Annotated in this window: 25 protein-coding genes and 1 tRNA gene; 20 read left to right on the plus strand and 6 right to left on the minus strand. The window is 56.1% G+C overall.

The features are described 5' to 3' along the window. Window positions 1–69 precede the first annotated feature (69 nt). The 7 genes from H035_RS0109705 to mutM all read left to right on the plus strand — a co-directional run bounded on the left by H035_RS0109705 (window position 70) and on the right by mutM (window position 7040). A complete protein-coding gene (locus H035_RS0109705; protein WP_022948785.1) occupies window positions 70–1269 on the plus strand; it encodes an EAL and HDOD domain-containing protein in 1200 nt (399 codons plus the stop codon). 292 nt (window positions 1270–1561) lie between these two features. Then, the gene (gene hflD / locus H035_RS0109710) at window positions 1562–2188 is read left to right on the plus strand and encodes a high frequency lysogenization protein HflD (RefSeq protein WP_022948786.1); all 627 of its coding nucleotides are present in this window, start codon (window positions 1562–1564) and stop codon (window positions 2186–2188) included. 4 nt (window positions 2189–2192) lie between these two features. Further along, window positions 2193–3197, plus strand: coding sequence for an ABC transporter ATP-binding protein (locus tag H035_RS0109715; protein ID WP_022948787.1), 1005 nt, complete (start codon window positions 2193–2195; stop codon window positions 3195–3197). Then, a complete protein-coding gene (locus H035_RS0109720) occupies window positions 3194–3952 on the plus strand; it encodes an ABC transporter permease (RefSeq protein ID WP_022948788.1) in 759 nt (252 codons plus the stop codon). The genes H035_RS0109715 and H035_RS0109720 overlap by 4 nt, the downstream gene beginning before the upstream one ends. Further along, entirely contained in the window at window positions 3952–5334 is a 1383-nt protein-coding gene (locus H035_RS0109725; protein ID WP_022948789.1) for a GldG family protein, read from the plus strand. The genes H035_RS0109720 and H035_RS0109725 overlap by 1 nt, the downstream gene beginning before the upstream one ends. A 3-nt stretch (window positions 5335–5337) precedes the next feature. Next, window positions 5338–6225 carry a DUF4340 domain-containing protein gene (locus tag H035_RS0109730; protein WP_022948790.1) on the plus strand — a complete coding sequence of 296 codons (888 nt, stop codon included), beginning with the start codon at window positions 5338–5340 and terminating at the stop codon, window positions 6223–6225. Then, complete coding sequence (gene mutM, locus H035_RS0109735) at window positions 6225–7040, plus strand: bifunctional DNA-formamidopyrimidine glycosylase/DNA-(apurinic or apyrimidinic site) lyase (RefSeq protein ID WP_022948791.1); 816 nt, start codon at window positions 6225–6227, stop codon at window positions 7038–7040. Before H035_RS0109730 ends, mutM begins: the two co-directional genes overlap by 1 nt. Window positions 7041–7047: 7 nt before the next feature. Here mutM and H035_RS0109740 read toward each other — a convergent pair whose 3' ends face one another. The 6 genes from H035_RS0109740 to H035_RS0109765 form a co-directional block, all read right to left on the minus strand. Next, window positions 7048–7866, minus strand: coding sequence for a hypothetical protein (locus H035_RS0109740; RefSeq protein WP_022948792.1), 819 nt, complete (start codon window positions 7864–7866; stop codon window positions 7048–7050). Window positions 7867–8017: 151 nt separating this feature from the next. Further along, window positions 8018–9241: an NAD(P)/FAD-dependent oxidoreductase gene (locus H035_RS0109745; RefSeq protein ID WP_022948793.1), complete on the minus strand. Its 1224-nt coding sequence runs from the start codon at window positions 9239–9241 to the stop codon at window positions 8018–8020. A gap of 65 nt (window positions 9242–9306) precedes the next feature. Then, window positions 9307–9843, minus strand: a complete 537-nt coding sequence (locus H035_RS0109750; RefSeq protein WP_022948794.1) for a response regulator transcription factor — start codon at window positions 9841–9843, stop codon at window positions 9307–9309. Continuing rightward, window positions 9836–11167, minus strand: coding sequence for an ATP-binding protein (locus tag H035_RS0109755; RefSeq protein ID WP_022948795.1), 1332 nt, complete (start codon window positions 11165–11167; stop codon window positions 9836–9838). The genes H035_RS0109750 and H035_RS0109755 overlap by 8 nt, the downstream gene beginning before the upstream one ends. 347 nt (window positions 11168–11514) lie before the next feature. Then, window positions 11515–12024, minus strand: a complete 510-nt coding sequence (locus H035_RS0109760; protein WP_022948796.1) for a GlcG/HbpS family heme-binding protein — start codon at window positions 12022–12024, stop codon at window positions 11515–11517. A 15-nt stretch (window positions 12025–12039) separates the two neighbouring features. Continuing rightward, entirely contained in the window at window positions 12040–12675 is a 636-nt protein-coding gene (locus H035_RS0109765) for a class II aldolase/adducin family protein (RefSeq protein ID WP_022948797.1), read from the minus strand. A gap of 206 nt (window positions 12676–12881) precedes the next feature. Between H035_RS0109765 and H035_RS0109770 the strand changes: the two genes are divergently transcribed. The 13 genes from H035_RS0109770 to H035_RS0109835 all read left to right on the plus strand — a co-directional run bounded on the left by H035_RS0109770 (window position 12882) and on the right by H035_RS0109835 (window position 23938). After that, window positions 12882–12966, plus strand: a tRNA-Leu gene (locus H035_RS0109770). 94 nt (window positions 12967–13060) lie between these two features. Then, window positions 13061–14377: a trigger factor gene (gene tig / locus H035_RS0109775; protein WP_022948798.1), complete on the plus strand. Its 1317-nt coding sequence runs from the start codon at window positions 13061–13063 to the stop codon at window positions 14375–14377. Between the two features lie 15 nt (window positions 14378–14392). Next, on the plus strand, window positions 14393–15019 hold the full coding sequence (gene clpP, locus H035_RS0109780; protein WP_022948799.1) for an ATP-dependent Clp endopeptidase proteolytic subunit ClpP: 627 nt from the start codon (window positions 14393–14395) through the stop codon (window positions 15017–15019). Window positions 15020–15129: 110 nt separating this feature from the next. Further along, window positions 15130–16404 carry an ATP-dependent Clp protease ATP-binding subunit ClpX gene (gene clpX / locus H035_RS0109785; RefSeq protein ID WP_022948800.1) on the plus strand — a complete coding sequence of 425 codons (1275 nt, stop codon included), beginning with the start codon at window positions 15130–15132 and terminating at the stop codon, window positions 16402–16404. 150 nt (window positions 16405–16554) lie between these two features. Then, window positions 16555–17418, plus strand: a complete 864-nt coding sequence (locus tag H035_RS20795) for a metal ABC transporter permease (RefSeq protein ID WP_022948801.1) — start codon at window positions 16555–16557, stop codon at window positions 17416–17418. A gap of 114 nt (window positions 17419–17532) precedes the next feature. Further along, window positions 17533–17916: a YidH family protein gene (locus tag H035_RS0109800; protein ID WP_022948802.1), complete on the plus strand. Its 384-nt coding sequence runs from the start codon at window positions 17533–17535 to the stop codon at window positions 17914–17916. Between the two features lie 17 nt (window positions 17917–17933). After that, entirely contained in the window at window positions 17934–19340 is a 1407-nt protein-coding gene (locus H035_RS19085) for an MBL fold metallo-hydrolase (RefSeq protein WP_022948803.1), read from the plus strand. A gap of 185 nt (window positions 19341–19525) precedes the next feature. Then, window positions 19526–19963 carry a YkvA family protein gene (locus tag H035_RS19090; RefSeq protein WP_022948804.1) on the plus strand — a complete coding sequence of 146 codons (438 nt, stop codon included), beginning with the start codon at window positions 19526–19528 and terminating at the stop codon, window positions 19961–19963. Further along, window positions 19956–20861 (plus strand): ZIP family metal transporter, encoded by a 906-nt coding sequence (locus H035_RS0109815; RefSeq protein WP_022948805.1) that lies wholly within the window; start codon window positions 19956–19958, stop codon window positions 20859–20861. The genes H035_RS19090 and H035_RS0109815 overlap by 8 nt, the downstream gene beginning before the upstream one ends. 116 nt (window positions 20862–20977) lie before the next feature. Further along, window positions 20978–21133 (plus strand): hypothetical protein, encoded by a 156-nt coding sequence (locus tag H035_RS22205; RefSeq protein ID WP_022948806.1) that lies wholly within the window; start codon window positions 20978–20980, stop codon window positions 21131–21133. Window positions 21134–21142: 9 nt separating this feature from the next. After that, window positions 21143–21667 (plus strand): cupredoxin domain-containing protein, encoded by a 525-nt coding sequence (locus H035_RS0109825; protein WP_022948807.1) that lies wholly within the window; start codon window positions 21143–21145, stop codon window positions 21665–21667. After that, complete coding sequence (locus tag H035_RS0109830) at window positions 21664–23286, plus strand: b(o/a)3-type cytochrome-c oxidase subunit 1 (protein ID WP_022948808.1); 1623 nt, start codon at window positions 21664–21666, stop codon at window positions 23284–23286. The genes H035_RS0109825 and H035_RS0109830 overlap by 4 nt, the downstream gene beginning before the upstream one ends. A gap of 1 nt (window position 23287) precedes the next feature. Continuing rightward, window positions 23288–23938, plus strand: a complete 651-nt coding sequence (locus H035_RS0109835; protein WP_022948809.1) for a c-type cytochrome — start codon at window positions 23288–23290, stop codon at window positions 23936–23938. Window positions 23939–23945 lie beyond the last annotated feature (7 nt).

The following is a 23945-nucleotide window of genomic DNA, read 5'->3' on the forward strand; positions in this document are numbered from 1 at the left end:
AACGACCTATACTTTCCTGAGAATGGCTTTATCCACCGCCCACTTGACAAAGCAAGGACAGTTCTCGAAGTGACGAATTTCTTGATCGGTCGCCAACAAATATTCGACCGAAACCTGAATATCTACGGCTACGAATTACTCTTTCGTTCTGAGGATAATACGCAAGCCTCCCTGGACAACGGAGCGGCCATCACCCAGCAATTGATTCTCGACGCCGTTCTTGAGATCGGCCTGAAAAAGCTCACCGGAGGGACTCGCGCATTTATCAACTTTACCGCCGACAATCTTCTGGCGGGAACCGCCGAGTGGCTTCCCAAGGAAAGGGTGGTGATCGAAATCCTGGAACACACGAAGATCACCCCGCAATTGGTCAGCATGGTGGATCGCTTGGCAGCCGCCGGCTATTTGATCGCCCTGGACGATTTCGTATTCGACCCCGAGTGGGAACCCTTGGTCCGTATCGCGCACTTCATCAAACTCGATGTCCGGGCGGGATCGGAGGCGGAGAACATCCGATTGATGGATCGGCTCAAGCCCTACCCGGCCAAAATCCTGCTGGAAAAGATCGAAACCGAACAGGAATTCGAACGCTATCGCCGACTAGGAGGGGATTATTTTCAAGGCTACTTTTTGCATCGCCCTCACACGATCGCCAGAAAGCGGCTCGATGCGGCCCGGCAAACGATTCTTCAACTGGTCGGTGAACTGCACAAACCCGATATCGACCTCCATCGGATCGCCGAACTCATTCGTCGCGATTCGGCTTTAAGCTACAAGTTGTTGAATTTCATCAATTCCGCCTGGTTCGCTTTACCTCGGCATATCGATTCCATCGAGCAAGCGGTCATCTTGATCGGAGTCAATCAAATCAGACGCTGGACCACCCTGATCAGTCTCGGCAACGCCGTGCAGAAGCGCCCCAGCGAGCTATTCCGGACCGCTCTCCTTCGGGCCCGGATGTGCGAGCTCTTGGCGATCGACTCCGATCTCCAGGATGCCGAGCAGGCTTTTCTAGTCGGCCTTTTTTCCACCTTGGACGCCTTGCTCGCCACGCCTTTGACGGAAATCGTCAACACCTTGCCTCTGTCCGAAGAAGTGAAAGACGGGCTTTGCCAACAAGGACGCTTGGGGGAAATACTGCAGTGCGTGCTGCGTTACGAAAGGTGGCAATTGCAAGACATTCACTCCAACCGATTTACCCTGACCGCGATCAATCGGGCGTATTTGGAAAGCATCGCCTGGGAGCAAGAAGTTTATAGCCATTTATAAGCCCTTCAGAGAGACTGTTTACAAAGTGGCCCCGACCGAAGCGGGGTCCGGCGGCTCGCCCTCCGGGACGTCGTGAACCCGTCCCTGGGGACTCGAATCGCGACCGTCCGGGTCGCGAACGCCCTTCGGTCAAGCCGCCGGACCCCGCACTACTTTGAGTGGCTTTGCAAACAACCACGCCCCCCCCCCAAACACGAAACGCCGAGGTATGTGATGACAAACCGACTCAAGTAGCGCCCCAGAAGCATTCTCCAACTTGCCGGACGTGCCGGCAACCGGTATCTTATTGCCCATGTTACGAACCACCCGCAATCAAGCCATCGCCTTAGCCGGTCTCGCCCAGGCCGTGCATTTGGTCCAGCAAATCGCCAAACGCGGCCAGACGGACCGGGAAGCGATGGAAATCAGCATCGCCAGCACCTTGAAAATCGACGCCGACACGGTGGAGGACGTTTACGGAGGGATCACCGGATTGCGGGACGGACTGCTCAAGCTGAAGCAGCAAATGGGCGGCCGCGAACACATCGACCCGGAACACGCCCGCTACAGCGCCTTGTTGGTTTTTCTGGAAAACAAACTGGAAAAGCGCCCCGATGTCCAAAAGCAACTTCGCGCCGGGCTGGAAAAGGCGGCCGTGCAGGCCGAAACGGCCCCCTCGATCACGGACGAATCGGTGCTGGAAATCCTGGCCGACACCTATCACCAAAACATCAGTCCGCTGGGCCCTCGGATTATTATTTCCGGGGAACGCATGTTCCTGACCGATCCGGACAACGCGCACAAGATTCGTGCCCTGCTTCTCGCCGGCATCCGCTCTGCGGTGCTGTGGCGTCAATGCGGCGGCGCACGGTGGAAATTCCTTCTCAACCGTCGCCGGCTGCAGCAGGAAACTCAAGCCTTGATAGATCAAATCGACTGACCCTATGCTGATCGAAGCGGAGAACTTGTATCGCTTTTACGGTGAAACCTGTGCCGTGGCCGACTTGTCCCTCACCTTGCAAAAAGGGGAAATTCTGGGCTTTCTGGGCCCCAACGGCGCCGGCAAGACCACCACCATGCAGATGCTGTGCGGGAATTTGGCGCCCAGCTCGGGACAGGTTCGCATCCACGGGATCGACCTGTTGGACCAACCGAAGGAAGCCAAGCGCCATTTGGGCTATCTGCCGGAAATCCCGCCCCTGTACCGGGAACTGACCGTAGACGAATACTTGAGCTACTGCGCCCGCCTGCACACTCTCAAGGGCGAGGCGGTGCGGCGTGCCGTGGAGGAAGCCAAAGCCAGATGCGGCCTGGCCGAATCGGGTCGACGCCTGATCGGCAATCTCTCCAAGGGATTTCAACAACGGGTGGGCATCGCCCAGGCGATCCTTCATTCCCCGCCGGTGGTGGTGCTGGACGAACCCACCGTCGGCCTGGACCCCATCCAAATTCAGGAAATCCGCGAGTTGATTCGGGAACTGGCTCGGGAGCACGCGGTTTTGCTGTCCACCCATATCCTGCCCGAAGTACAAGCGGTATGCAGCCGGGTATTGATCATCCGCCAGGGTCGCTTGGCCCTGAACGCGACCGCCGAGGAACTGGAGCACCATATGTACGCCTCCAGCCTGGTTCTGGAAACCCGAACCCCCATCGACATCGACCTGCTGATGACCTTGGAGTCCGTCCAATCCGTGATTCAAGAACCCGATCGACATAACCGCTATAAGGTTTTCTCCGCCCACGAGACCAACCCCGCCGAGGCGATCGCCGAGCTGGTGGTGAAAAAGGGGTGGGGACTTTTGGAGTTGTCCCCGGTGCGACGCTCCATCGAGCAAATCTTCATGGATATCGCCAAACAGGAACCGAGCGCACCGGCAGGAAAGCCGGAATGGGCGCCCGAACCGAGCTCCGAACGTACGCATCCCGGGAAGGAGGCGCATCCATCATGAATATTATCCTGGTCATTGCCGCCCGAGAACTGCGCAGCCTGTTCCTATCCCCCTTGGCCTGGTCGGTCCTGGCGGTGGTCCAGCTTCTGTTGGGCTATCTTTTCCTGGCCCAGTTGGAGTACTTCCAGATGGTGCAACCGCGGCTGGCGGCCATGGAAGGCGGCCCCGGCCTGACCGAAATGGTGGTGGTTCCTCTGTACGGCAACGCCGGCATCATTCTGCTGCTGGTTACCCCGCTGATGACCATGCGCCTGATCAGCGAGGAGCGGCGCAACCGGACTTTGAGCTTGCTGTTCAGCGCACCGGTATCCATCACCGAGATCATTCTGGGCAAGTATTTGGGCATACTCGGTTTCATGGGCCTTTTGATACTGATGATGACCTTGATGCCGTGTTCGCTGGCCGCCGGCACGTCCCTCGACTGGGGCAATCTGGCCGCCTGCGTTCTCGCCCTGGGTCTGCTCTTGGCCACATTCACCGCCATCGGCCTGTATCTATCCGCGCTCGCCAATCATCCCATCGTGGCGGCGGTGGGCGGCTTCGGCGCCTTGCTCCTGTTGTGGATCATCGATTGGAGCGGCACGATCGGCACCAGCCGCGGCACGGTGCTCGGCTATTTGTCCATGCTGCGTCACTATGAAAATTTACTGAAAGGCCAAATCAACACCACCGACTTGGCTTACTTTTTCCTGGCCGCGCTGGCCTTTGTCGTCCTCAGCATCCGACGTCTCGACAACGACCGGCTTCAGAAATAATGAAGATAAACCGTAAGCTGCACCAACAGATTCGCCTGCAGAATTTTCTGTTCACCCTCCTGTTCCTCGTCTTGGTGGGCCTATTGGCGTGGTTGTCAGAGCGCTACTCCACCGGCTGGGATTGGACCGCGGAAGGCCGCCACAGTCTTTCGGAATCCAGCCAAAAAGTGTTGGTCCTCATGGAGGACCCGCTGACGATTACCGCTTATGCGCACGAGGACAACGAATTGCGCGGCCGGATCAAGGAACTGGTGATTCCTTATCAACGCCATAAGGCCGATCTGGAGCTGACCTTCGTCAATCCCGATCTCCATCCGGACCGAGTACGGGAACTGGGGATTACCATGGACGGAGAATTGACCCTCGAATACGGCCAACGCACCGAAAAGGTTCACGATCTGAGCGAACAGGCCTTGACCAACGCCCTCGCCCGTTTGGCCAAATCCCAAGAACTCGCCATTTTGTTCCTGGAAGGGCATGGGGAGCGTTCGCCGCTGAGGGATGCCAATTTCGACTTGGGCCAATTCGGCCACACCTTGGAGAACCAAGGTTTCCAGGTCCATGGCTGGAATCTGGCCAAACAGCCGGATCTGCCGGCCAACACCTCGGTGCTGATCATCGCCAGCCCGCAGGTGCCTTACCTTCCGGGGGAAGTGGAAACCATCCGGCGTTTCGTCGACGACGGCGGCAATCTTCTCTGGTTTGCCGAACCCGGCAACCTGAAAGGACTGGAGTCACTGGCGGAAACCCTCGGTGTGACTTTTCTGCCGGGGGTCGTAGTGGACCCGAGCGGCCGGGCCCTCGGCATTCAAGACCCCACCTTCGCCCTGGTGGCCGAATACCCGCTGACACCCATTACCCGCAATTTCCAAAATCTCACGCTGTTTCCTAGAGCAAGGGCCTTGGAAACGAAAGATTCGGGGCAATTCAGCGCCGGCGTTTTCCTTCAGACCCTACCCCGAACTTGGAACGAAACCGGCCCCTTGGAAGGCGAAATCACCTTTGATCCCGACCAGGGGGAACAGGAAGGACCGCTGCCTCTCGGTGTGACTTTGACCCGCCCCATGCCCGGCGACGGGGAAGACGGCGATTCCGATTCCCGGCAATCGACGAATCAGCGTATCGTGGTGATTGGAGACGGGGATTTTCTCTCCAATACCTACCTCGGAAACGGCGGCAATCTGGACTTGGGGCTCAACATCGTCCAATGGTTGACCCACAACGATCGCTTCATCGACATCCCCCCCAAGACCGCGCCCGATACCCGGCTGACCCTTTCCTCCACCGCCTTGGCGCTGATCGGGTTCGGATTCATGATCGTGCTGCCGCTGATTTTGTTCGGCGGGGGAATGTTCATTTGGTGGCGACGCAGACGCGCTTGAACCATGTCCAAACGTTGGTGGTCGATCGGAATATTGCTGGCACTGGTCATCGTTTTGGGGGGCTGGGTTTACTGGCTCGGGCGGCCCCTTGCGCCCCAACCTTCCTCACCCTTGGCGCAAATCGACCCTGATGCGATCCGGTACATTCTCGTGGAGCACCCCGGCGAGCGCCTGGAATTCTCCCGCCAAGGAGAGGCCGATTGGCGTATGACCCGACCGTTGGACGCGCCATCGGACGCCTACCACATGGAGCAACTGCTCAGCCTACCCAGCCGGAGCAGCGAAAAACGCTACGGGGTGGCGGAAAAGGATCTGGAACGCTTCGGTCTGAAGCCGCCCCAAGCCAGCGTCTGTCTCAAAAAAGCCGCCGACGCGACCGATTGTGCGGCCGAACTCCTCTTCGGTCATCAGAACCCACTCAATTCCCAGCGTTATATTCAGGTGGGCGATGAGCTCCATTTGGTCACCGACGATTTGTACCATCAGTTGACCGCTCCGGCCGCCACGTGGGTCGAACACAAACTGCTGTCCGATGACAGCATTCGAAGCCTGGACTTGCCAGGCTGGCACATCGCTCTGGACGAGGAGGAAAAATGGACCTCCGATCCGGAGCTTCCCGCCGATCGACTCGAAGGCTTGGTATCGGCTTGGCGCAACGCGCGCGCCATTCAAGTCACGCCGTTCGACGGGGAAGCGCCACCCCGAGCCCAACGCATTCAAATCGAACTGGAGGATGAGGCACTGGAATTCGTTATCCTCCAACGGAAGCCGGAATTGGTTTTACTGCGCCCGGACCTGAAGCTGCAATACCATTTTTACGGCTCCGTCGGCGAAAACTTGTTGTCTTCTCCCGAACCTTCCCCTCCCCCGACCGCCCCCGACGCTCCCTGATGCCCGAACTCCCCGAGGTCGAAACGACGCGCAGGGGCTTGGAGCCCCATCTTGTGGGAAGAAACTTTGCAAGCGTCGAGATCCGCCAACCGCGGTTGCGCTGGCCCGTTTCCCAATCCTTGCCGACGCGTTTGGCGGGAGCGCCGATCGAAAGCATGCGTCGGCGCGGGAAATATCTGCTCCTGAAAACCGCAGCCGGTACCTTGATCATCCATCTCGGGATGTCCGGAAGCATGCGTCTGGTCGCCGACGGCCTTCCCTTGCACCCCCACGATCACGCCATATTCACGCTGGATTCGGGGCAACGACTGGTATTCCACGACCCGCGCCGTTTCGGCGCCCTGGTGTGGACGGAAACCTCCCCCGCCGCTCATCCCTTGCTGAGCCACCTGGGATTCGAACCTTTCGATCCCGAATTTACCGGGGAATGGCTTTATCGAACCTCCCGAAACCGCCGGCAAGCCGTCAAAACCTTGCTCATGGACCAGCGCATCGTAGTCGGGATCGGCAACATTTACGCCAACGAGGCTTTGTTTCAGAGCGGAATCCACCCGAGCCGACCGGGGGGGCGTATTTCCGAATCGCGTTATCGTTTACTGGTGGAAAATATCCGGCAAATACTCGGCTGGGCCATTGAGCAGGGAGGCACCACTTTACGCGATTTCATCAATGAAAAAGGCCAACCGGGCTATTTCCAGTTGGCCTTGCAAGTCTACGGGCGGGAAAACCGGCCCTGTCCCCGCTGCACCACCGCGATCCGCCGCATCCGTCTCGGCCAACGGGCGACTTATTACTGTCCCCGCTGTCAACGGTAATTCATTATTACAGCGACAACTCCTCATCCAAAGGCGGAAGCGGCGGCTCTGCTTCGGGGATCTCGCCCGGCTCGGTTTCCTCCATCATGGCTTCCGCCCCTGCTTCCATTTCCTCCAGTTTATCTTCGAACCGGGATCCGGTATCTATGCTTACCGAAGCCCCCTTGGCCAAAGCCAGTTTGTGGCCCGCTTCGGCAAAGGAGAAGACCAACTTCGCTTTCAAGGTTCGAGGACCGGCGATCAAATATTGTTTTTTCCCCTTGCTCTCAAAAATCGCGCTCTCCAATTCTTCCCCCACACTATGGTCGAAAGGCTCGGCAATGGGATCTTCCTGTCCTCCCTGAGAAAAATAACCACTAAATTGCAAGCGATCGCCAGTGGCGGTACCGAGACCGGTTGCGGTGGCGAAAAACCCTTCGATTTTGGCTCGGGCCATGATCAGGCCGTTGGGCCCCGGCGGAAAAGTGTGCTCGAATTCAATGACGACTTCCTTGGGCATGTCACCGGCATGGCTAGCTTCCGGAGTCGGTTGCGAGGCATTTCCGTTCTCCCCTTGAGGGCCGGCGGCGACGCTTTCCGCGGCCACGAAAATCGCGTTATGGATATTCACGATGTCGCGCCTGGCATCGCTGTAACAAATTTGGGGGACCTTGCCCGCCTCGCTCGGCTCGATCCTGAAACCCGGATATTCCCCGTCGATCTCGATGCAGGTTTGGTCTTCCATCTCCGGCACCATTTTCTTTCCTTGAATCGTCACTTCGAATGCCGATGCCGTGTGGATGCCCAGCAGCAGAGCACCACTCACCCCTAGGATTCGTGTCAGCATATTTCCCCCATGCGATAATTTGGATTTATCAGTCAATTGAAAAAACTATAGCACTATCCGCGCCCGGCATTGTTGGCATCGGTCATCATCTACAAATTTAGAATGCCGGAGCGTTTGCTCCGGCAGCTCGAAACGAAAAAAACCGATCTTTTCAACCCAACGGCCAAACTCGCGCGTCCCCTCCTTTCAGGAGTACATTCCAGTAATACCAGGGCAGAAAATATTTCTTGAAATAATACATACTCCGCCGCTCCTTGCTCTGATCGATGGGGAAGGTTTCCTTGGGCTGCAGATTGTAGTCGAATTCCGCCAATACCAATTTACCGTAACCCGTGGTCAGAGGACAGGAGGCATAACCGTCGTAGGCGGCGATTCCCTCGCCTCCGCCGATCGCCGTCAACAGATTGCTGACCGCCACATAGGTCTGGCTGCGTGCTGCGGCGGCGGTTTTGGAGTTGGGGGTGTTCGCGCAATCGCCCAGGCCGTAGACGTTGGGATATTTCAAGTGCCGCAAAGTATGCTTGTCCACATTCATCCAGCCACCCTCATCGGCCAAGGGGCTCTCCTTGAGAAAGGCCGGCGGTCGCATCGGCGGAGTCACATGAAGGAAATCGAAAGCGTGCACTTGACGATCCCCCGTGGTCACGTGTTCAAGGGTCGCTTCCTTTTTATCGATATCGATCGCGACCAGATGATGCTGGAAATGGGTCTCGATTTCCTTGCGTTTGAGGACCTCGTTGAGGGTTTTGGCGTAACGTTTGACCGGAAAGATGCCGGGAGCGGCCGAAAAAAACATTTGTTTTATTTTGCCGCGCACATTGCGCTTGCGCCACGCGTCATCCGCTAAATAAGCGATCTTCTGGGCCGCGCCGGGACATTTGAACGGGGGTTTCGGCTGGGTGAAAATCGCCGTTCCTCCGCCAAACCCTTTAATGGCCTCCCAAACCTGGGGCGCCAGATCGTAATCGTAAATCGAAACCACCCCCATATTCCGCTGCAAGGCCTCCTGAAGCCCCGGGATCGAATCCCAGGCGATTTCGATGCCCGTGGCCACCACCAGGTATTCGTAACTGATCTGATTGCCCGAACGGGTGGTGAGCGAATTATTATCAGGATCAAAGCTCTGCACGGCATCGTGAATCCAGGTCACGCCCTCCGGAATCACTTCCTTCATGGATCGCCAGGTGGACTTGGGCTTCATCTCCCCGGCGCCGACCAAGGTCCAACCGGGTTGATAGTAATGCACGTCCTTAGGCTCCAACACCGCCACATCCAGCGTCCCTGACTCATCGAATTTCTTTAAATGCGCGGCTACGGCTACGCCTGCGGTTCCCCCGCCGACGATAACGACTTGATGGGAAATTGCGTCAGACATTTCAACTCCTCCTAGCTTTTATAGGCTTTTTTTATTTAGGGACAAAGAACGATCTCGGCACTGCGTCATTCCTTGACCGGCCGCTTGTCTAGTTTACGCTGCAAAGTTCGTCGATGCATCCCGAGCGCCCTCGCGGCTGCGGAAATGTTTCCTTCGTGCTCCATCAACACCTTCTGCAAATACTCCCACTCCATCCGCTTGACCGACAAGGGCTTATCTTTTAACTCCACGTCCGGGTCTCCGCTTTGCTTATGGAGTGCGGCGACGATCTCGTCCGCATCGGCCGGCTTGGTCAAATAATGAACGGCGCCCAACTTGATCGCTTCCACCGCCGTGGCGATACTGGCATAGCCGGTCAATATCACGATGCGGGTATTGATATCCAGCTCTTTCAGTTTCTTGACCAAGACCAATCCCGAATCGTGGCCGATTCTAAGATCGATCACCGCATATTCGGGGGTTAATTGGGTCGCCTGTTCCAAACCGGATTCCACGGTCCGGGCGACCGCCACATCGAAACCGCGTTTTTTCAAGGCTCGCTCGAGCACCCAGCAAAAGGTTTCGTCATCGTCGACCAATAACAGCCGCGGTTGATCACTCATCGCTTTCCTCCTCGGCGTGCTGATTCAGCAAAGGCAGTTGAATGTGAGTCCGGGTTCCGCCGGCGGGCATGGATTGCATTTCGATTTCTCCCCCCAGGCGTTCCACGGTGGCATAGGATAAAAACAAGCCCACACCCAAGCCCTGCTTGGAAGACACCACCGGATATCTGCCCAGCTGTTGGGTCAAGCCCGGATTGATGCCGGGACCTTGATCGATAATCAACAGTTCGAGCCGATAACAATCCCAGGACGCGGTTAATTCCACCACCTCCGGCGAAACTTCGGCGGCGTTGTTGAGAATGTTGATCAGAGCATGGCTCAATGTCCGCTCGGCAATGATTTTGGCTCGGGGATCCTCTTTCGTGACTTGGAACTTCAAGCGGGCGCCGGAATACTGTTGACGCCATTGCTGGACCAGTTTTTCCAAATAGCGTCGAACTTCTTCCATGTGCCCTGATTCGGCCCGCCTTTGGCCGGCGGAGGCCGACATCACCGCCAACGCGTTTTTGCAACGTTCGATTTGATCCTTGAAAATCAGCAGGCGCTGACGTAATTCCGCATGATCCCCACCGGGATAATCCTCCAGCAGCTCTTGCACCAGAATCGTCATCGTGCCCAAAGGGGTGCCGATCTCGTGGGCGGCTCCGGCGGCCAGGGTTCCCAAGGCCACCACTTGTTCGTCGCGCAAACTTTGTTCGCGTGCTTCCGCGAGCCTGCGCTCTCGCTCTCGCAGCGTATTGGCCATTTCCACCACGAAATAAGCCACCAAACCGGCACTGAAAACGAACCCCACCCAGGTACCGAAAGCGCGCAATCCGAACCCCGGATAGTCTTCCAATAACTCCAAGGGCAAGCGATCGGTTTGCACTTCCGCAACGGGAAGCGGGGGTAGAGGATGGTAATAAACAATCAAAAAAGTATAGGCGCCGCAAGCCAGGAATACCATGTACCAGGTATAGCGTTGAGGCAAAACGGTAGCGGTGATGATCAGCGGCAATAATAGAAACCATGCCATGGGATTGGAGGTCCCTCCGGCAAAATACAACAAGCCGGTAATTCCCAAAGCATCCAGGCATAAGTGGCAAAACAATTCCAGCTCGGTGACCGGACGTTTTTCTTGCAGCCGATACCAAGTGAGACAATTCACCGCCACCATTACCGAGATAATGCCCCACAAGGGATTGATGGGCAGGGGAACGCCGAGATCGTAAACCGTAATGCCAATGATTAAAGCATCGCCGGTGATCAATAAATTCCGCAATACAAACAACCACTTGAGATTGCGTCGTGCGGCATCGGCGGAATCGATGGAAGGGTACAGCATAGGGTGTTATCGGTGATATTCGCGGGTGCGACAATTTGCCACATTCCAAAGTTCAGCATCCATTGCTATCTTTGTCCTCAAGGTAATGCTCATTACCTCCTGTCTCGCTAGTTTTGAGCGTGCGACCTTTCCTCCTCTTTGCAGGGAGTCCAACTCCCTGCAAGGCTTCTTTTTTAAAATCTGCATAAACTGGGTTTTTGCCCACCTGCGACAATATGTCGCATTCCCATCCTATCCAATCGTTGTTAAGCTGGATCCCGAGTTCGGCATTACCGAACTGTTATTGCATGACAGTAGTGCAATACTCCTCCTCTTTGACAGCAGGGCCTCAACACCCTGCTGTTTTTTTATCCATCGTCCAATTCCACTCCGATCGCCTTGAGGCCGGCCCGCGCACAAGCCACATCCAGCATCGCGCCGGGCGCTCCGCCCACGCCGATTCCGCCCACGACATGCCCATCGGCACGGATCGGCAAACCGCCACCGAGTATCAAGATCGACTCATTCATGTCGTGCAATGCCTGGATCTCGGGATCCTTGGCGATCATGCGCGCCAACTCGTGCGTCGGCTTACGTAAGCTCAACGCCGTATAGGCTTTGCGCCAACTGCTATCCAGGGTATGGGGGCCGGCGCCGTTACTGCGCAGCGATACCAGCGAGTGTCCGGCGTCATCCACCACGGCGGCGCCGATTTCATAGCCTTTGGCTTGACAATCCGCCAGCGCCGCCTTGGCCGCCTTGGCCGCCTGCAAAGCATCGTTCATGGACAGCGTGGCGCGCTGAAGCGGCGCCAATTCGCCGGCATCAGCAAGCGTGAACCAAGCCGTCAACCCTATCGCGAACAACCGATTCCACATATTTACCTCCATCGATCAATACCGCGCCCCCAGCGCCAACGACCATGCCTTGGCCAGGGTTTCTATCAACGAAAGCGCCGCTCGTCGAGGGGTATCCGCATAAGCGATCACCCCGTCCGGATGGCCCTTCATGACAATGATACCGTGCTCGGGCTGTTTTCTCACTTGCTCCCGCACCGCTTCGGCCATGGCCGGTGTGCCGTATTCCGCCGTCGCTGGCGTCGCCCGAAGGGCCAAGCGATCGCTGTAACGCCAAATTTCGGGAGAATGTCCGTGCATCACCGCTCTCACCGCCACCGAGGCTCGATAAACCGAGGCGTGAGTCAGCGCTTCGGAAGACGGGGGCTGGCATCCTTTAGCCACCACTTGATTGACGGTGGGATCGGCACTTTCCACCAGGCAGTAATGCTCCGAAGACAAATGCGCCTTGCCTCCCGTTTGGGTGGCGCTGATCACAAATCGGTCACCCGCGAGACGTTGGCTGACATTACCGTAGGCCAGCCCTTGGTAACGCTTGGGGTCTTGTCCGATCAACCCCAGATGAAACAATAGGCACCGCCAGGACTCTAAATCGGGATAATCGTCCCATTGAGGCGGCGCACTCAAGGTGAATCGAAGCCGATATTTGACGACACCTTCCTCATGAAGCATGGGCGGCGAAACCTTAAAACCGATCCGAAACTTGACTGATAAAATAAATTGGCTAAGCTAGCACGCTACCCTGCAACAGTCCAGGCGTGAGGGATGCACCTTAGCCATCCTCACCCCAGCCATCACCGGCCTTTGAAATATGCATGGCTCGAATTCCCAAGGCATTGAAAAGCAACAGGATAAAAGATACCTTATCGGATATAATCGCGAATGTGGCGGAACTGGTAGACGCGCTGGATTTAGGTTCCAGTGGGGCAACCCGTGAGAGTTCGAGTCTCTCCATTCGCACCAATTTCCAAGCCCGCCCACCGACCCATACCCGACCATCGGCCAATAATCATTATCGCTAACCAACCAAGTCAGTAGTTCACGAGGTAAGACCATTATGCAGATTTCCGTCGAATCCACGTCCGACATCGGCCGCAAAATGACCATCCAGGTCCCGGAAGATAAAATCCAGGCGGAGATTGACAACCGCCTGAAATCCCTGGCGCGGCAGGTGAAAGTGGACGGTTTTCGGCCGGGCAAAGCGCCTGCCCGCATTATTCGCCAACGTTTCGGCACACAAGTCCGCGAGGAAGTGCTCTCCGAACTGATCGGATCGAGCTTCACCGACGCCGTCAAAGAACGGTCCTTGCGGCTGGCAGGCGACCCCCAAATCAAGCCGCAGGACATCACCGAAGGCGAAGGCATGACTTTCGAGGCCCAATTCGAGGTCTATCCGGACATCGAGCTTGCCGCCATGGACACCTTGGAGGTCGCCAAACCGGTTTGCGAAATCACCGAGGCCGACCTGGAAACCATGATCAAACGCCTGCGGGAACAAAAGAAAAGCTGGCACGAAGTGGATCGTCCGCTGCAAACCGGCGATCGCGCCACGATCACCTTCGAGGGATTCCAGGAAAACGGCGACCCCCTGGAAAACGGGAAAGCGGAGCATTTCCAGATTGAAATCGGCGCCGGCAACATGATTCCCGGCTTCGACGAAAAGCTGCTGGACCACAAATCGGGAGATCACCTGGAATTCGAGCTGACTTTCCCCGAGGATTATCATCACGAAGATATCGCCGGAAAACCGGTTCTTTTCAAAGTCGACGTAGAAAAGGTGGAAGAAGGCCGGCTGCCGGAGATCGATGCCGAATTTGCCAAGGAATATGGCGTCGAAAGCGGAGATGTGGAGGAATTTCGCCGCGAAATCAAAGCCAACATGGAACGCCAATTACATCAGGCGCTCAAGGAAGAAACCAAAAACAAGGTCCTTGATGCCCTCCACGAGAAGAACCCGATTCCGGTCCCGGAAGCCTTGGTCAAACAGGAAATTCAGCGCATGCTGCAGCCGATGGCCGACGCATTGAAACAAAATCCGGAAATATTGAACCAATTGCCGCTTGACAACATCAAAGAAAGTGCGAAAAAACGCGTCTCCATGGGACTATTGCTGGCGGAAATCATTCAGAATCACGATATACAAGCCGACTCCGATCGAGTTCGCGAAACCATCGAGGAAATGGCCCAAAATTACGAAGACCCGCAAGAAGTCGTCAATTGGTACTTCGGCAATCCGGAGCAATTGGCGCAGATCGAAAACCTGGTTTTGGAAGAGCAAGCAATCGATTGGATTCTCGAGCAAGCCAAAATCTCCGAGGAACCGATTTCCTTCGAAGACCTGATGAAAAAGCAACAGCAACGCCAAGCAGCCTGATAAGAGCATAAAACCATGAGCAATTCTTTCGACGTCTACAATCAAATGGTCCCGGTCGTCATCGAACAAACGCCTCGCGGGGAACGGGCTTTCGACATCTTCTCCCGCCTGCTCAAGGAGCGAGTGATTTTCCTGGTGGGCCCGGTGGAAGATCATATGGCCAATCTGATCGTCGCTCAGTTGCTGTTCTTGGAATCGGAAAACCCCGACAAGGACATCCACTTATATATCAATTCGCCCGGCGGCGTGGTGACTTCCGGTCTCGCCATCTACGACACGATGCAATTCATTCAACCCGACGTCAGCACCATGTGCATCGGTCAAGCGGCCAGCATGGGGGCGTTGCTCCTGGCGGGAGGTGCCGCCGGAAAACGCTACTGCGTGCCCCACTCCCGGGTGATGATCCATCAACCCCTGGGCGGATTTCAGGGCCAAGCGAGCGATATCGACATTCACGCCAAGGAGATCCTGCAAACCCGGGATCGACTCAATCGCATTCTCGCCCATCATACCGACCAACCATTGGAAAAGATCCAACAGGATACCGACCGCGATTACTTCATGAGCAGCAACGAAGCGCTCGAATACGGCCTGATCGATAAGGTTTTGACGACCCGCGCCAAACTGCAATCGGACAGCTAACAGGCATCGAAGCTTGGCATTTATCCCCGTCAGGGTTTATGCTGATATTGCTGATATACCGGTCTGGTGTGACGATACCTTTTTTCCAGTTATATAGTTCGAGGTAACCTATGAGCGACGCCAAGCGCGGTAAGGACAGAGAAGGGAAGCTGCTGTATTGCTCGTTTTGCGGCAAGAGCCAGCACGAAGTTAGAAAATTGATCGCCGGCCCTTCGGTCTTCATTTGCGATGAATGCGTAGACCTGTGCAACGATATCATTCGCGAAGAACTGCAGGAGAGCACGGGCGGCGGCGAGGACCGTCTACCCAAACCCAGGGAAATCAAGGAAGTTCTGGAAGAATACGTCATCGGTCAGGAGGAAGCCAAAAAGATTCTCGCGGTTGCGGTCTACAACCACTACAAGCGGCTTCGCTCCCAACATAAGAAGAATGACGTGGAACTGGCCAAGAGCAATATTTTGCTCATCGGTCCGACAGGTTCCGGCAAGACCTTGCTGGCGGAAACCTTGGCCCGTTTTTTGGATGTCCCCTTCACTATTGCGGACGCCACCACGTTGACCGAAGCCGGCTATGTCGGGGAGGATGTGGAAAACATCATCCAAAAGCTATTGCAGAAATGCGATTACGACGTGGAGAAAGCCGAGTCCGGTATTGTCTACATCGATGAAATCGACAAGATCTCTCGCAAATCCGACAACCCCTCCATCACTCGGGATGTTTCCGGAGAAGGCGTGCAGCAGGCACTGCTGAAATTAATCGAAGGCACCATCGCCTCGGTTCCGCCGCAAGGAGGACGCAAACACCCTCAACAGGAATTTCTCCAGGTCAATACCGGCAATATCCTGTTTATCTGCGGGGGGGCTTTCGCCGGACTGGAAAAAATCATCCGTCAGCGTTCGGAGAAAGGGGGTATCGGTTTCTCCGCCGAGGTGAAACGCAAGCAGGATACCCAAAATGTCGGCGAAATCCTGACTTCGGTGGAAGCCGAGGACTTGATCCACTACGGCTTGATCCCGGAATTCGTGGGTCGTCTGCCGGTGGTCGCCACTCTCAAGGAGCTGGACGAAGAAGCCCTGGTGCGCATTCTGACCGAGCCCAAAAACTCTCTGGCCAAACAGTACAAGCGGCTGTTCGAAATGGAAGCCTGCGAACTGGAAATCCGGGAAGAGGCGCTTCGCGCCATCGCCAGAAAGGCGATGGAACGCAAAACCGGCGCGCGCGGCTTGAGAACCATCCTGGAGCATACGCTCCTGGATATCATGTACGAGCTTCCCTCGACCGACAACATCACCAAAGTGGTGATCGACGAGAGTGTCATCAAGGAAGAGTCCAAGCCTTATCTCATCTACGAAAGCAGCGATAAGCAAAGGGCTTCGGCCGAGTAAATAGCAACGGCCGGCTGTCTGAAATTCAGGCAGCCGGTTTGTTTTTCATCCCCTGCCTCCATTTGCTTCGTTGATCGGATCTGTCAACTGACTTGCTTCGTAGGCAGCCATCTGGCAGTATTCACCCAACCCCACGGCAACGAAGCGATCATGGCGGATACCTCCCGAACCATCTTAACCGTGGAAGGGCTTTCCGTTTCTTACGGAAGAGACCATATCCTGCAAGACCTGTCGTTTTCTCTGAATGAAGGTGACGTCTTGGTGATTCTGGGTCCCAATGGCGCCGGCAAAACCACCCTGCTGCGGGCGTTGCTCGACCTGATCCCCCATCGAGGCACGGTCACCTGGCAGACCCGCAATATCAGCTACCTTCCTCCCCAAGAATTCTTGCAGAGACAGGCTCTTCCTCCTCTAAGCGTCGAAGAATTCTTTCACCTGAAAACCCGCGATCGCGATGCGATCGTCGTTTTTTCCACGTCCCTCGCAGTCGCCTTTCTGTTTCTCCCCCAAAAAGAAACCGAGATCGCTTTGCTGGGCGATGTTTCTCAAATCACCCTGTCCACCGTATTGGTCACCCTGGCGATCGCCGGCGGGATTTTTATCGTCGTCAAACGGATCTATCCCAATATGGTCTTGATCGGCATTTCGCCCGATCTGGCCCAATCCCAACAAATCGATCCCCGTCGCTACAACACCGTTTATTTGATTTGCATCGCGCTGACCGTGGCACTGGGAGTGCGAATTGTAGGCGGTTTGATGACCGCGGCACTGCTGGCCATTCCAGCTTGTACGGCCAAGAATATCAGCAAAAACCTGACCCAGTACGCCTACTTCAGCCTCTCGGCGGGGGCGTTGGCCGCCGTGCTTGGAATCGCGGGCTATGCCGCGACCGACGTACCCCCCGGTCCTTTGATCATTATCGCCAGCGGGTTGCTGTTTTTGGTCTCGGTCTATCTGAAAATGCGTCAGAAAGGCCATGATGGTGAAACAGAGCCGCCAACGGAGCCCGAGTGAAATGCTCCCAATTCCCACGACGCATGCACGATAAAGGGTTCCGAAGCCGACCCACTTGCATTGGGTCCGGTACCATAGTCGTCTCGACAACCAGTGGGAATCGGAATCGTCTCAATGATCAAAAATTACACGGATCACTCGGCCAACGAACGCACTTATTTGGCCTGGATACGCACCGCCATAGCGGTGATCGCCTTTGGATTTGTCATCGAAAGATTCGATCTTTTCCTGGCTTACATTGCCCAGGCCCTCCCGGAAACCATGCCTCTCGCTCCATCGGCTCACCGGGAAGCCTTAATCCTGGGATTGGGGCTGGTCTTCTTCGGAATTCTTCTAATGGTCGTCGCGACCTTGCGCTTTATCCTGATTGCCAAGCAGATCGATCATCCTGATCAGCGCCGACCGCCCAGCACGTTCGTCGTGATCGGCTTCGCCGCCTTGTTGTTCCTGTTCAGCTTGTTTCTTTTGGGATATCTGATCCGACTTTTGTGGCAATGAAACAGACGGAGGTTTCTATGTTTTTCAAGCAATTCTATTTGGGCTGTCTCGCCCACGCGTCCTATCTCATCGGCGACGAAGAGACCAAAACCGCGATCGTCGTCGATCCTCAGCGCGATATCGAACAATATCTCGAAGAAGCGCGCGAGCAGAATCTCGAGATTCGCCACGTCTTCCTGACCCATTTCCACGCCGATTTCATCGCCGGCCATTTGGAACTCCGGGATCGGGTCGGCGCGAAAATCCATCTGGGCGCTCGGGCGGATGCGGAATATGAATTCGTTCCGCACAGCGATGGCGATACCTTGGCATTCGGCAAGGTTCGCCTCGACATTCTCGAAACGCCCGGTCATACCCCCGAAGGCATTTCGATCGTGGTTTACGATCTGGCCAAGCGGACCGATGCGCCTTACGCCGTACTGACCGGCGACACGCTGTTTATCGGCGATGTGGGACGTCCCGATCTATTGGCCTCGTTCGGCGCTTCGGCGGTGGAGCTGGCCGAGATGCTTTACGATTCTTTGCACGATAAGCTGTTGCCGCTACCCGACGAGACCATGATTTATCCGGCGCACGGCGCGGGCTCCATGTGCGGAAAAAGTCTCAGTACGGATCTGTTTTCCACTATGGGAGAGCAGCGTCGGTATAACTACGCTCTTAAACCCATGAGCAAAAAAGATTTCATTCAGCTGGTCACGGCCGGTCAACCGGAGGCGCCCAAGTATTTTTCCCATGATGCCGTGCTCAACCGGAAAGAGCGCCCCACCCTGGAGGAAACCTTGGAAACCGAATTGAAGCCGCTTTCCCTCGATCAAGTAATGGAGATGAAACAATCCGGAGCCCAACTCTTGGATGTACGGGATGCGGCGGATTTCGCGGGCGCGCATCTGGCCGGCAGCGTCAATATCGGCCTCGGCGGTTCCTATGCCACCTGGGCGGGCACCCTTCTCGATCGCACCCGGCCCATCGTGCTGATCGCCGACCCCGGTCTCGAACAAGAAGCCGTGATGCGTCTCGGCCGAATCGGCTTTGACAATGTGGCGGGTTATCTGGAGGGAGGCATGCAAGCCTTGGAAACCCGTCCCGACTTGGTTCGGCGAATCGATCGCATCACCGCCCCGACATTGGCCGAAAGGCTTCCCTCCCCGGAATCGCCGCTGGTTCTGGATGTCCGCAAGGACACGGAATGGCAGCAAAAGCACATCGGGGAAAGCCTCAACATCCCACTCAACCATCTCGCCGAACGCAGCAAGGAATTGCCCCGGGACCGACCTGTCGTCGTCCATTGCGGCACCGGCTACCGGTCATCCATCGCGGCCAGTTTGCTGGAAAAACAAGGATTCGACAACATCATCGACCTGGTGGGCGGCTTCAACGCTTGGGAAAAATGCTGTCCCGATAATGTTTCCGGCGAAAACGGCTAAGCGCATGCTTTTTGGGCTCTTTGATGGGGACGCAAGTTAAACCGATTCGGCAAAGTTTTTAAGGGTTGACGCCCCAGCAAACGTCCGGGCCGCATATTCACTCCCATGTGTGTTAAAAATTTCCTATTGTTGAAAATCATCTCACAAGCAGGAAGCAACGCAAGCGGCCTTTGAGGAGAGACTCCATGCCTCATCATCCCAAGGATATTAAGCTCGACAAAACCTTCTTCCAACGCAATGATGGAAAAATAACCGATCGACATTTTGCTCGTATCATCGAAAAGGCCCGGGAAATCGAGGACACAGTAAAAGACAGGCCCAAGTTGCACGGGCTTTGGAAAGATGTTCTTTTGTGCTTGGAACTGATCAGGGATTACCGTTCCGGCGAATACAAGCAAATTTCAACTTGGGCGATTGCCGCGGTGGCTTTCGGACTGCTCTACTTGATCAATCCGATGGAATTGATCCCGGATGTCATCCCCGTCGTTGGCTATTTGGACGATGTGGCGGTTATGGTACTGATTTTAAAATTGGTGAAAGGCGAGCTTGAGGAGTACGAGGCTTGGAGAAAGGAGCGCACCGAATACCAAAAAGCGATTTCCAGGCTTTTGAATCGTGAGTGAGCCCGTCACCTTGCTCGCCAACCTCGCTATTGACGGTTTCTCTTCCATCCTCCATTTATTGTCGTTCCACACCTGGAGTCAGGCCGCCTTCCGCTGGTTTGCCGAACAAAATCATGTTCTGCAATCCTTGCTGGCTGCAATTTTCACGTGGGGAGTGACCGCCCTCGGCGCTGCCCTCGTGTTTTTGGTCAAACACGTGAACCAAAAACTTCTCGACACCATGTTGGGCTTTTCGGGAGGCGTGATGTTGGCCGCCAGCTATTGGTCCTTGCTCGCGCCGGCGATCGATTTATCGGCAGATTATGGTTCTTTGTCCTGGCTCCCGGCAGCGGTTGGATTTGGAGTCGGGGCGCTCGCGCTGAAAATAGGCGACCGGCTCCTGCCTCACTTCCGCTTGGGCATGCCCTTGCAGGCCGATGAAAGCATCGTAACCACCTGGCGGCGAACCGTGATGCTGGTAGTCGCCATCACGCTACACAATATACCCGAGGGGCTGGCGGTAGGAGTTGCCTTCGGCGCCCTGGGTTGCGACTTCCACACGGCTACCTTGGGTTCCGCGATCGCCTTGGCCATCGGCATCGGCTTACAAAATTTTCCCGAAGGCGCAGCGGTGTCCATGCCGCTGCGCCGCATGGGCTGGTCGCGACTGCGCAGCTTCTGGTATGGCCAGCTTTCCGCGGTGGTTGAACCCATCTCCGCAGTGGTGGGGGCCGCCGCGGTAACGAAGTGCATGCCCATCATGCCTTATGCCCTGGCCTTTGCCGCAGGAGCCATGGTTTATGTGGTGGTCGACGAGGTCATTCCCGAATCGCGGGAACGAGGCAATACGAACATCGCCACTTGGGGAGTCATACTTGGTTTTATCGTGATGATGATTTTGGATGTCGCCTTGGGCTGAACCGAGTTTCTTTGCTCGATGCAACTTTGTCGGCTGGATTTTTCAATCCAGCCTGTTTTTGCCCGGCATGCGAATATATAATCCAAGGCACCCTTGTCGATTCAGGAGGTGCGACCATGTCCGATCCCCTCGAAGAAAAAGAAAAAAATCAAATCCTCAACACCCCGCCCATCGGTACTTGGATCCTGATGCTCATGATTGGCGCCGGCATGGTGCTGGCCTGGTTGTTCATTTACTTCGGGGTTTTCCTGCCTCGCGGCGCGGTGCAATGAGGTGAAGCCATGCATATCGACCCATTGGAGAAGAAATGGATATATATTGTTCTGGGGATGACCGCCCTCTTCCTGGGAGGGATTTTTTTTACCACTTTTGTATTCGACATTCATCCTCCCAGCAATGTGGAAACCATCGACTCGGCACGGCTGCATTTGAGCGAGGAGTTCGCCGAAGATAATCTGGGCGTCAAACGCCAGCCGGACGGTACCATCAAGGTCATCATGGTCGCCGGCCGATACGGTTTTTTCCCGCGTCGAATCACCCTTCCCGCTGACACCCCCATCACCTTCCGCTGGGCCAGCATCGACGTCCTTCACGGCGTGCACATGCCCATGACCAACATGAGCACCATGGTGGTGCCCGGTTACGTGTCGGAAATCACCACCGAATTTCCCAAGCCCGGCGACTATCCCATGCTGTGTAACGAATATTGCGGCCTCGGCCACGATTTCATGTGGAGCAAAGTAACCGTGGAGGAAAAACAGGCTTGGATGCGACGGCACCCCAACTTCGGCGGAGGTGAGTCATGACCGATACCCATACTCGACAACTGAGCATTTGGAACTTCGGGGTTGCTTTCTCCGCTTTCCTTATCGCCGCTTTCATGGGTTTTTATCAGGTGGTCGAACGCAGCGGCATATTCCCTGCCCTTGAATCGGCCAAGGTGTACTTCGCGTCGGTCAGCTCCCATGGGGTGCTCATGGCTTATGTGCTGACCACTTTTTTCATCATGGGATTCGGTTATTACACGGCGGCGACCGCTTTGCAGCGGCCGATCTGGAAACCCGTGTTAGCCTGGGCCGGATTCGGCTTGAGCCTATTCGGGACGGTTCTCGCGGCGATTCCCCTGCTCACGGGCAAGGCTTCCGTCCTCTATACCTTTTATCCTCCGATCCAGGCCAGCTCATTGTTCTATATCGGCGTCGCCCTGCTGGTGGCGGGCTCCTGGGTCTGGTGCGTCATCATGATCGTCATGACGCACCAATGGCAGAAGGAGAACCCGGGCCGCCCCATTCCCCTGGCCATGTTCGGCACCGCGGCCAATGTTTTCCTGTGGCTGTGGACCAGCGCCGGCGTGGGAATGGAAGTGCTGTTTCAGTTGATTCCCTGGTCCTTGGGGTGGCGCGATACCGTCGATCCGGGCCTGGCCCGCACTTTGTTCGTCTGGACCCTGCATCCGATCGTTTATTTTTGGCTGATCCCCGCCTACATCGCCATGTATTGCTTCGTCCCCCGGGCCGCCGGCGGATATCTGTTCAGCGACGAAATGGCAAGATTCGCCTTTTTAGGGCTTTTGGTCTTCAGCTTGCCCATCGGCTTCCATCATCTCTACATGGATCCGGAACAAGCGGCGGGCTGGAAATTGCTCCACGGTATCCTTACCTTCATGGTCGCCGTCCCCACCTTGATCACCGGCTTCACCGTCTTCGCTTCCCTGGAAATTGCCAGTCGCCTGAACGGCGGCCGGGGGCTACTGGGCTGGATAGGTCGCCTAGCCTGGGGCAACCCCATGGTGTTGGCGGCGGTTCTGGCCCTTTTGATGTTGATTTTGGGCGGCTTCGGCGGCATCGTCAATGCCAGTTACGCGCTCAACGCCATGGTTCACAATACCGCCTGGGTACCGGGTCATTTCCATCTCATTTTCGCCGGCACCACGGTCATCATGTATTTCGCCATCGCCTACCATCTATGGCCTAGGCTGACCGGAAAAGCGCTTTGCAACAACAACCTGGCTTTGATCCAGCTCTGGACCTGGTTTGTGGGCATGACCTTGCTCAGCACGCCCTGGCATGTCCTGGGCCTCTTGGGGCAGCCGCGGCGCATCTCCAGCGTGACTTACCACAGCCTGCTCACCTTGGCCTGGCAACCCTACGAATTGTTCATGATCATGGGGGGCGCCTTGCTGCTCGGTTCGGCCGTTTTGTTCGGTTATATCCTGCTGAAGAGCTTGCGTAACCCGAGTCCTCAAGTCGATTTGGAGCCGAACTATGCCGATCCGATTCATCCCCCGAGGGACATGCCCGCGTGGGTGGAAAACATGAAGATTTGGAACGTGATCGTCGCGGGTTTCATGTTGGTCAGCTTCGGCATCCCGATCTTGCAGTTCTTTTTCTTGAAAACCTACGATTCGGTTCCCTGGGGGTATTGAGATGCGCAAGATACTCGCAATCGCCCTATGCTTGGGCGCCGGGGCGGTATCAGCGGCTCCGGCAACGCAAGTCGCCTGGACCGCCGAAACGCTGGATCTGGTGGCAAGCGGCGATTCCGAACGGGGGGAGCAGCTGGCGACCGCTTGCTCCAGTTGTCACGGCACGGATGGAATCAGTTTAAATCCCGCCTTTCCTTCCCTGGCCGGCCAGTTGCCGACCTATCTCTATCGTCAACTGCGCGACTATAAGGACGGCAGCCGCGAAAACCCCTTGATGCAGAACTTCGCCAGCGGATTAAGCGACCAGGACATGGCGGATCTAGCCGCCTGGTATAGCCGCCAAAAACCATCGGTAGGTCCGCAAGCCGATTCGGAGCGATTCGAAGCGATCACTGCGCTGGTTCGTCGCGGTGACAGTAAACGGATCATTCCTCCTTGTCGCGTCTGCCACGGGGAAAATGGCCAAGGAGAGCGGATCGACACCCCACGGATCGCCGGCCTATCCCAGACTTATCTGGAACAGACGCTTCAGGCTTACGGGGACGGCAGCCGCCACAACGACATCTACGGGCGGATGCGGCTGATCGCCAAGCAACTGACCGCCGAGGAAATCCGTCTCCTGTCCGAGTACTATGCCACCCTGCAACCCTAGGAATGTG

The organism is Methylohalobius crimeensis 10Ki (genome assembly GCF_000421465.1).
In the GTDB taxonomy this organism is placed as follows: domain Bacteria; phylum Pseudomonadota; class Gammaproteobacteria; order Methylococcales; family Methylothermaceae; genus Methylohalobius; species Methylohalobius crimeensis.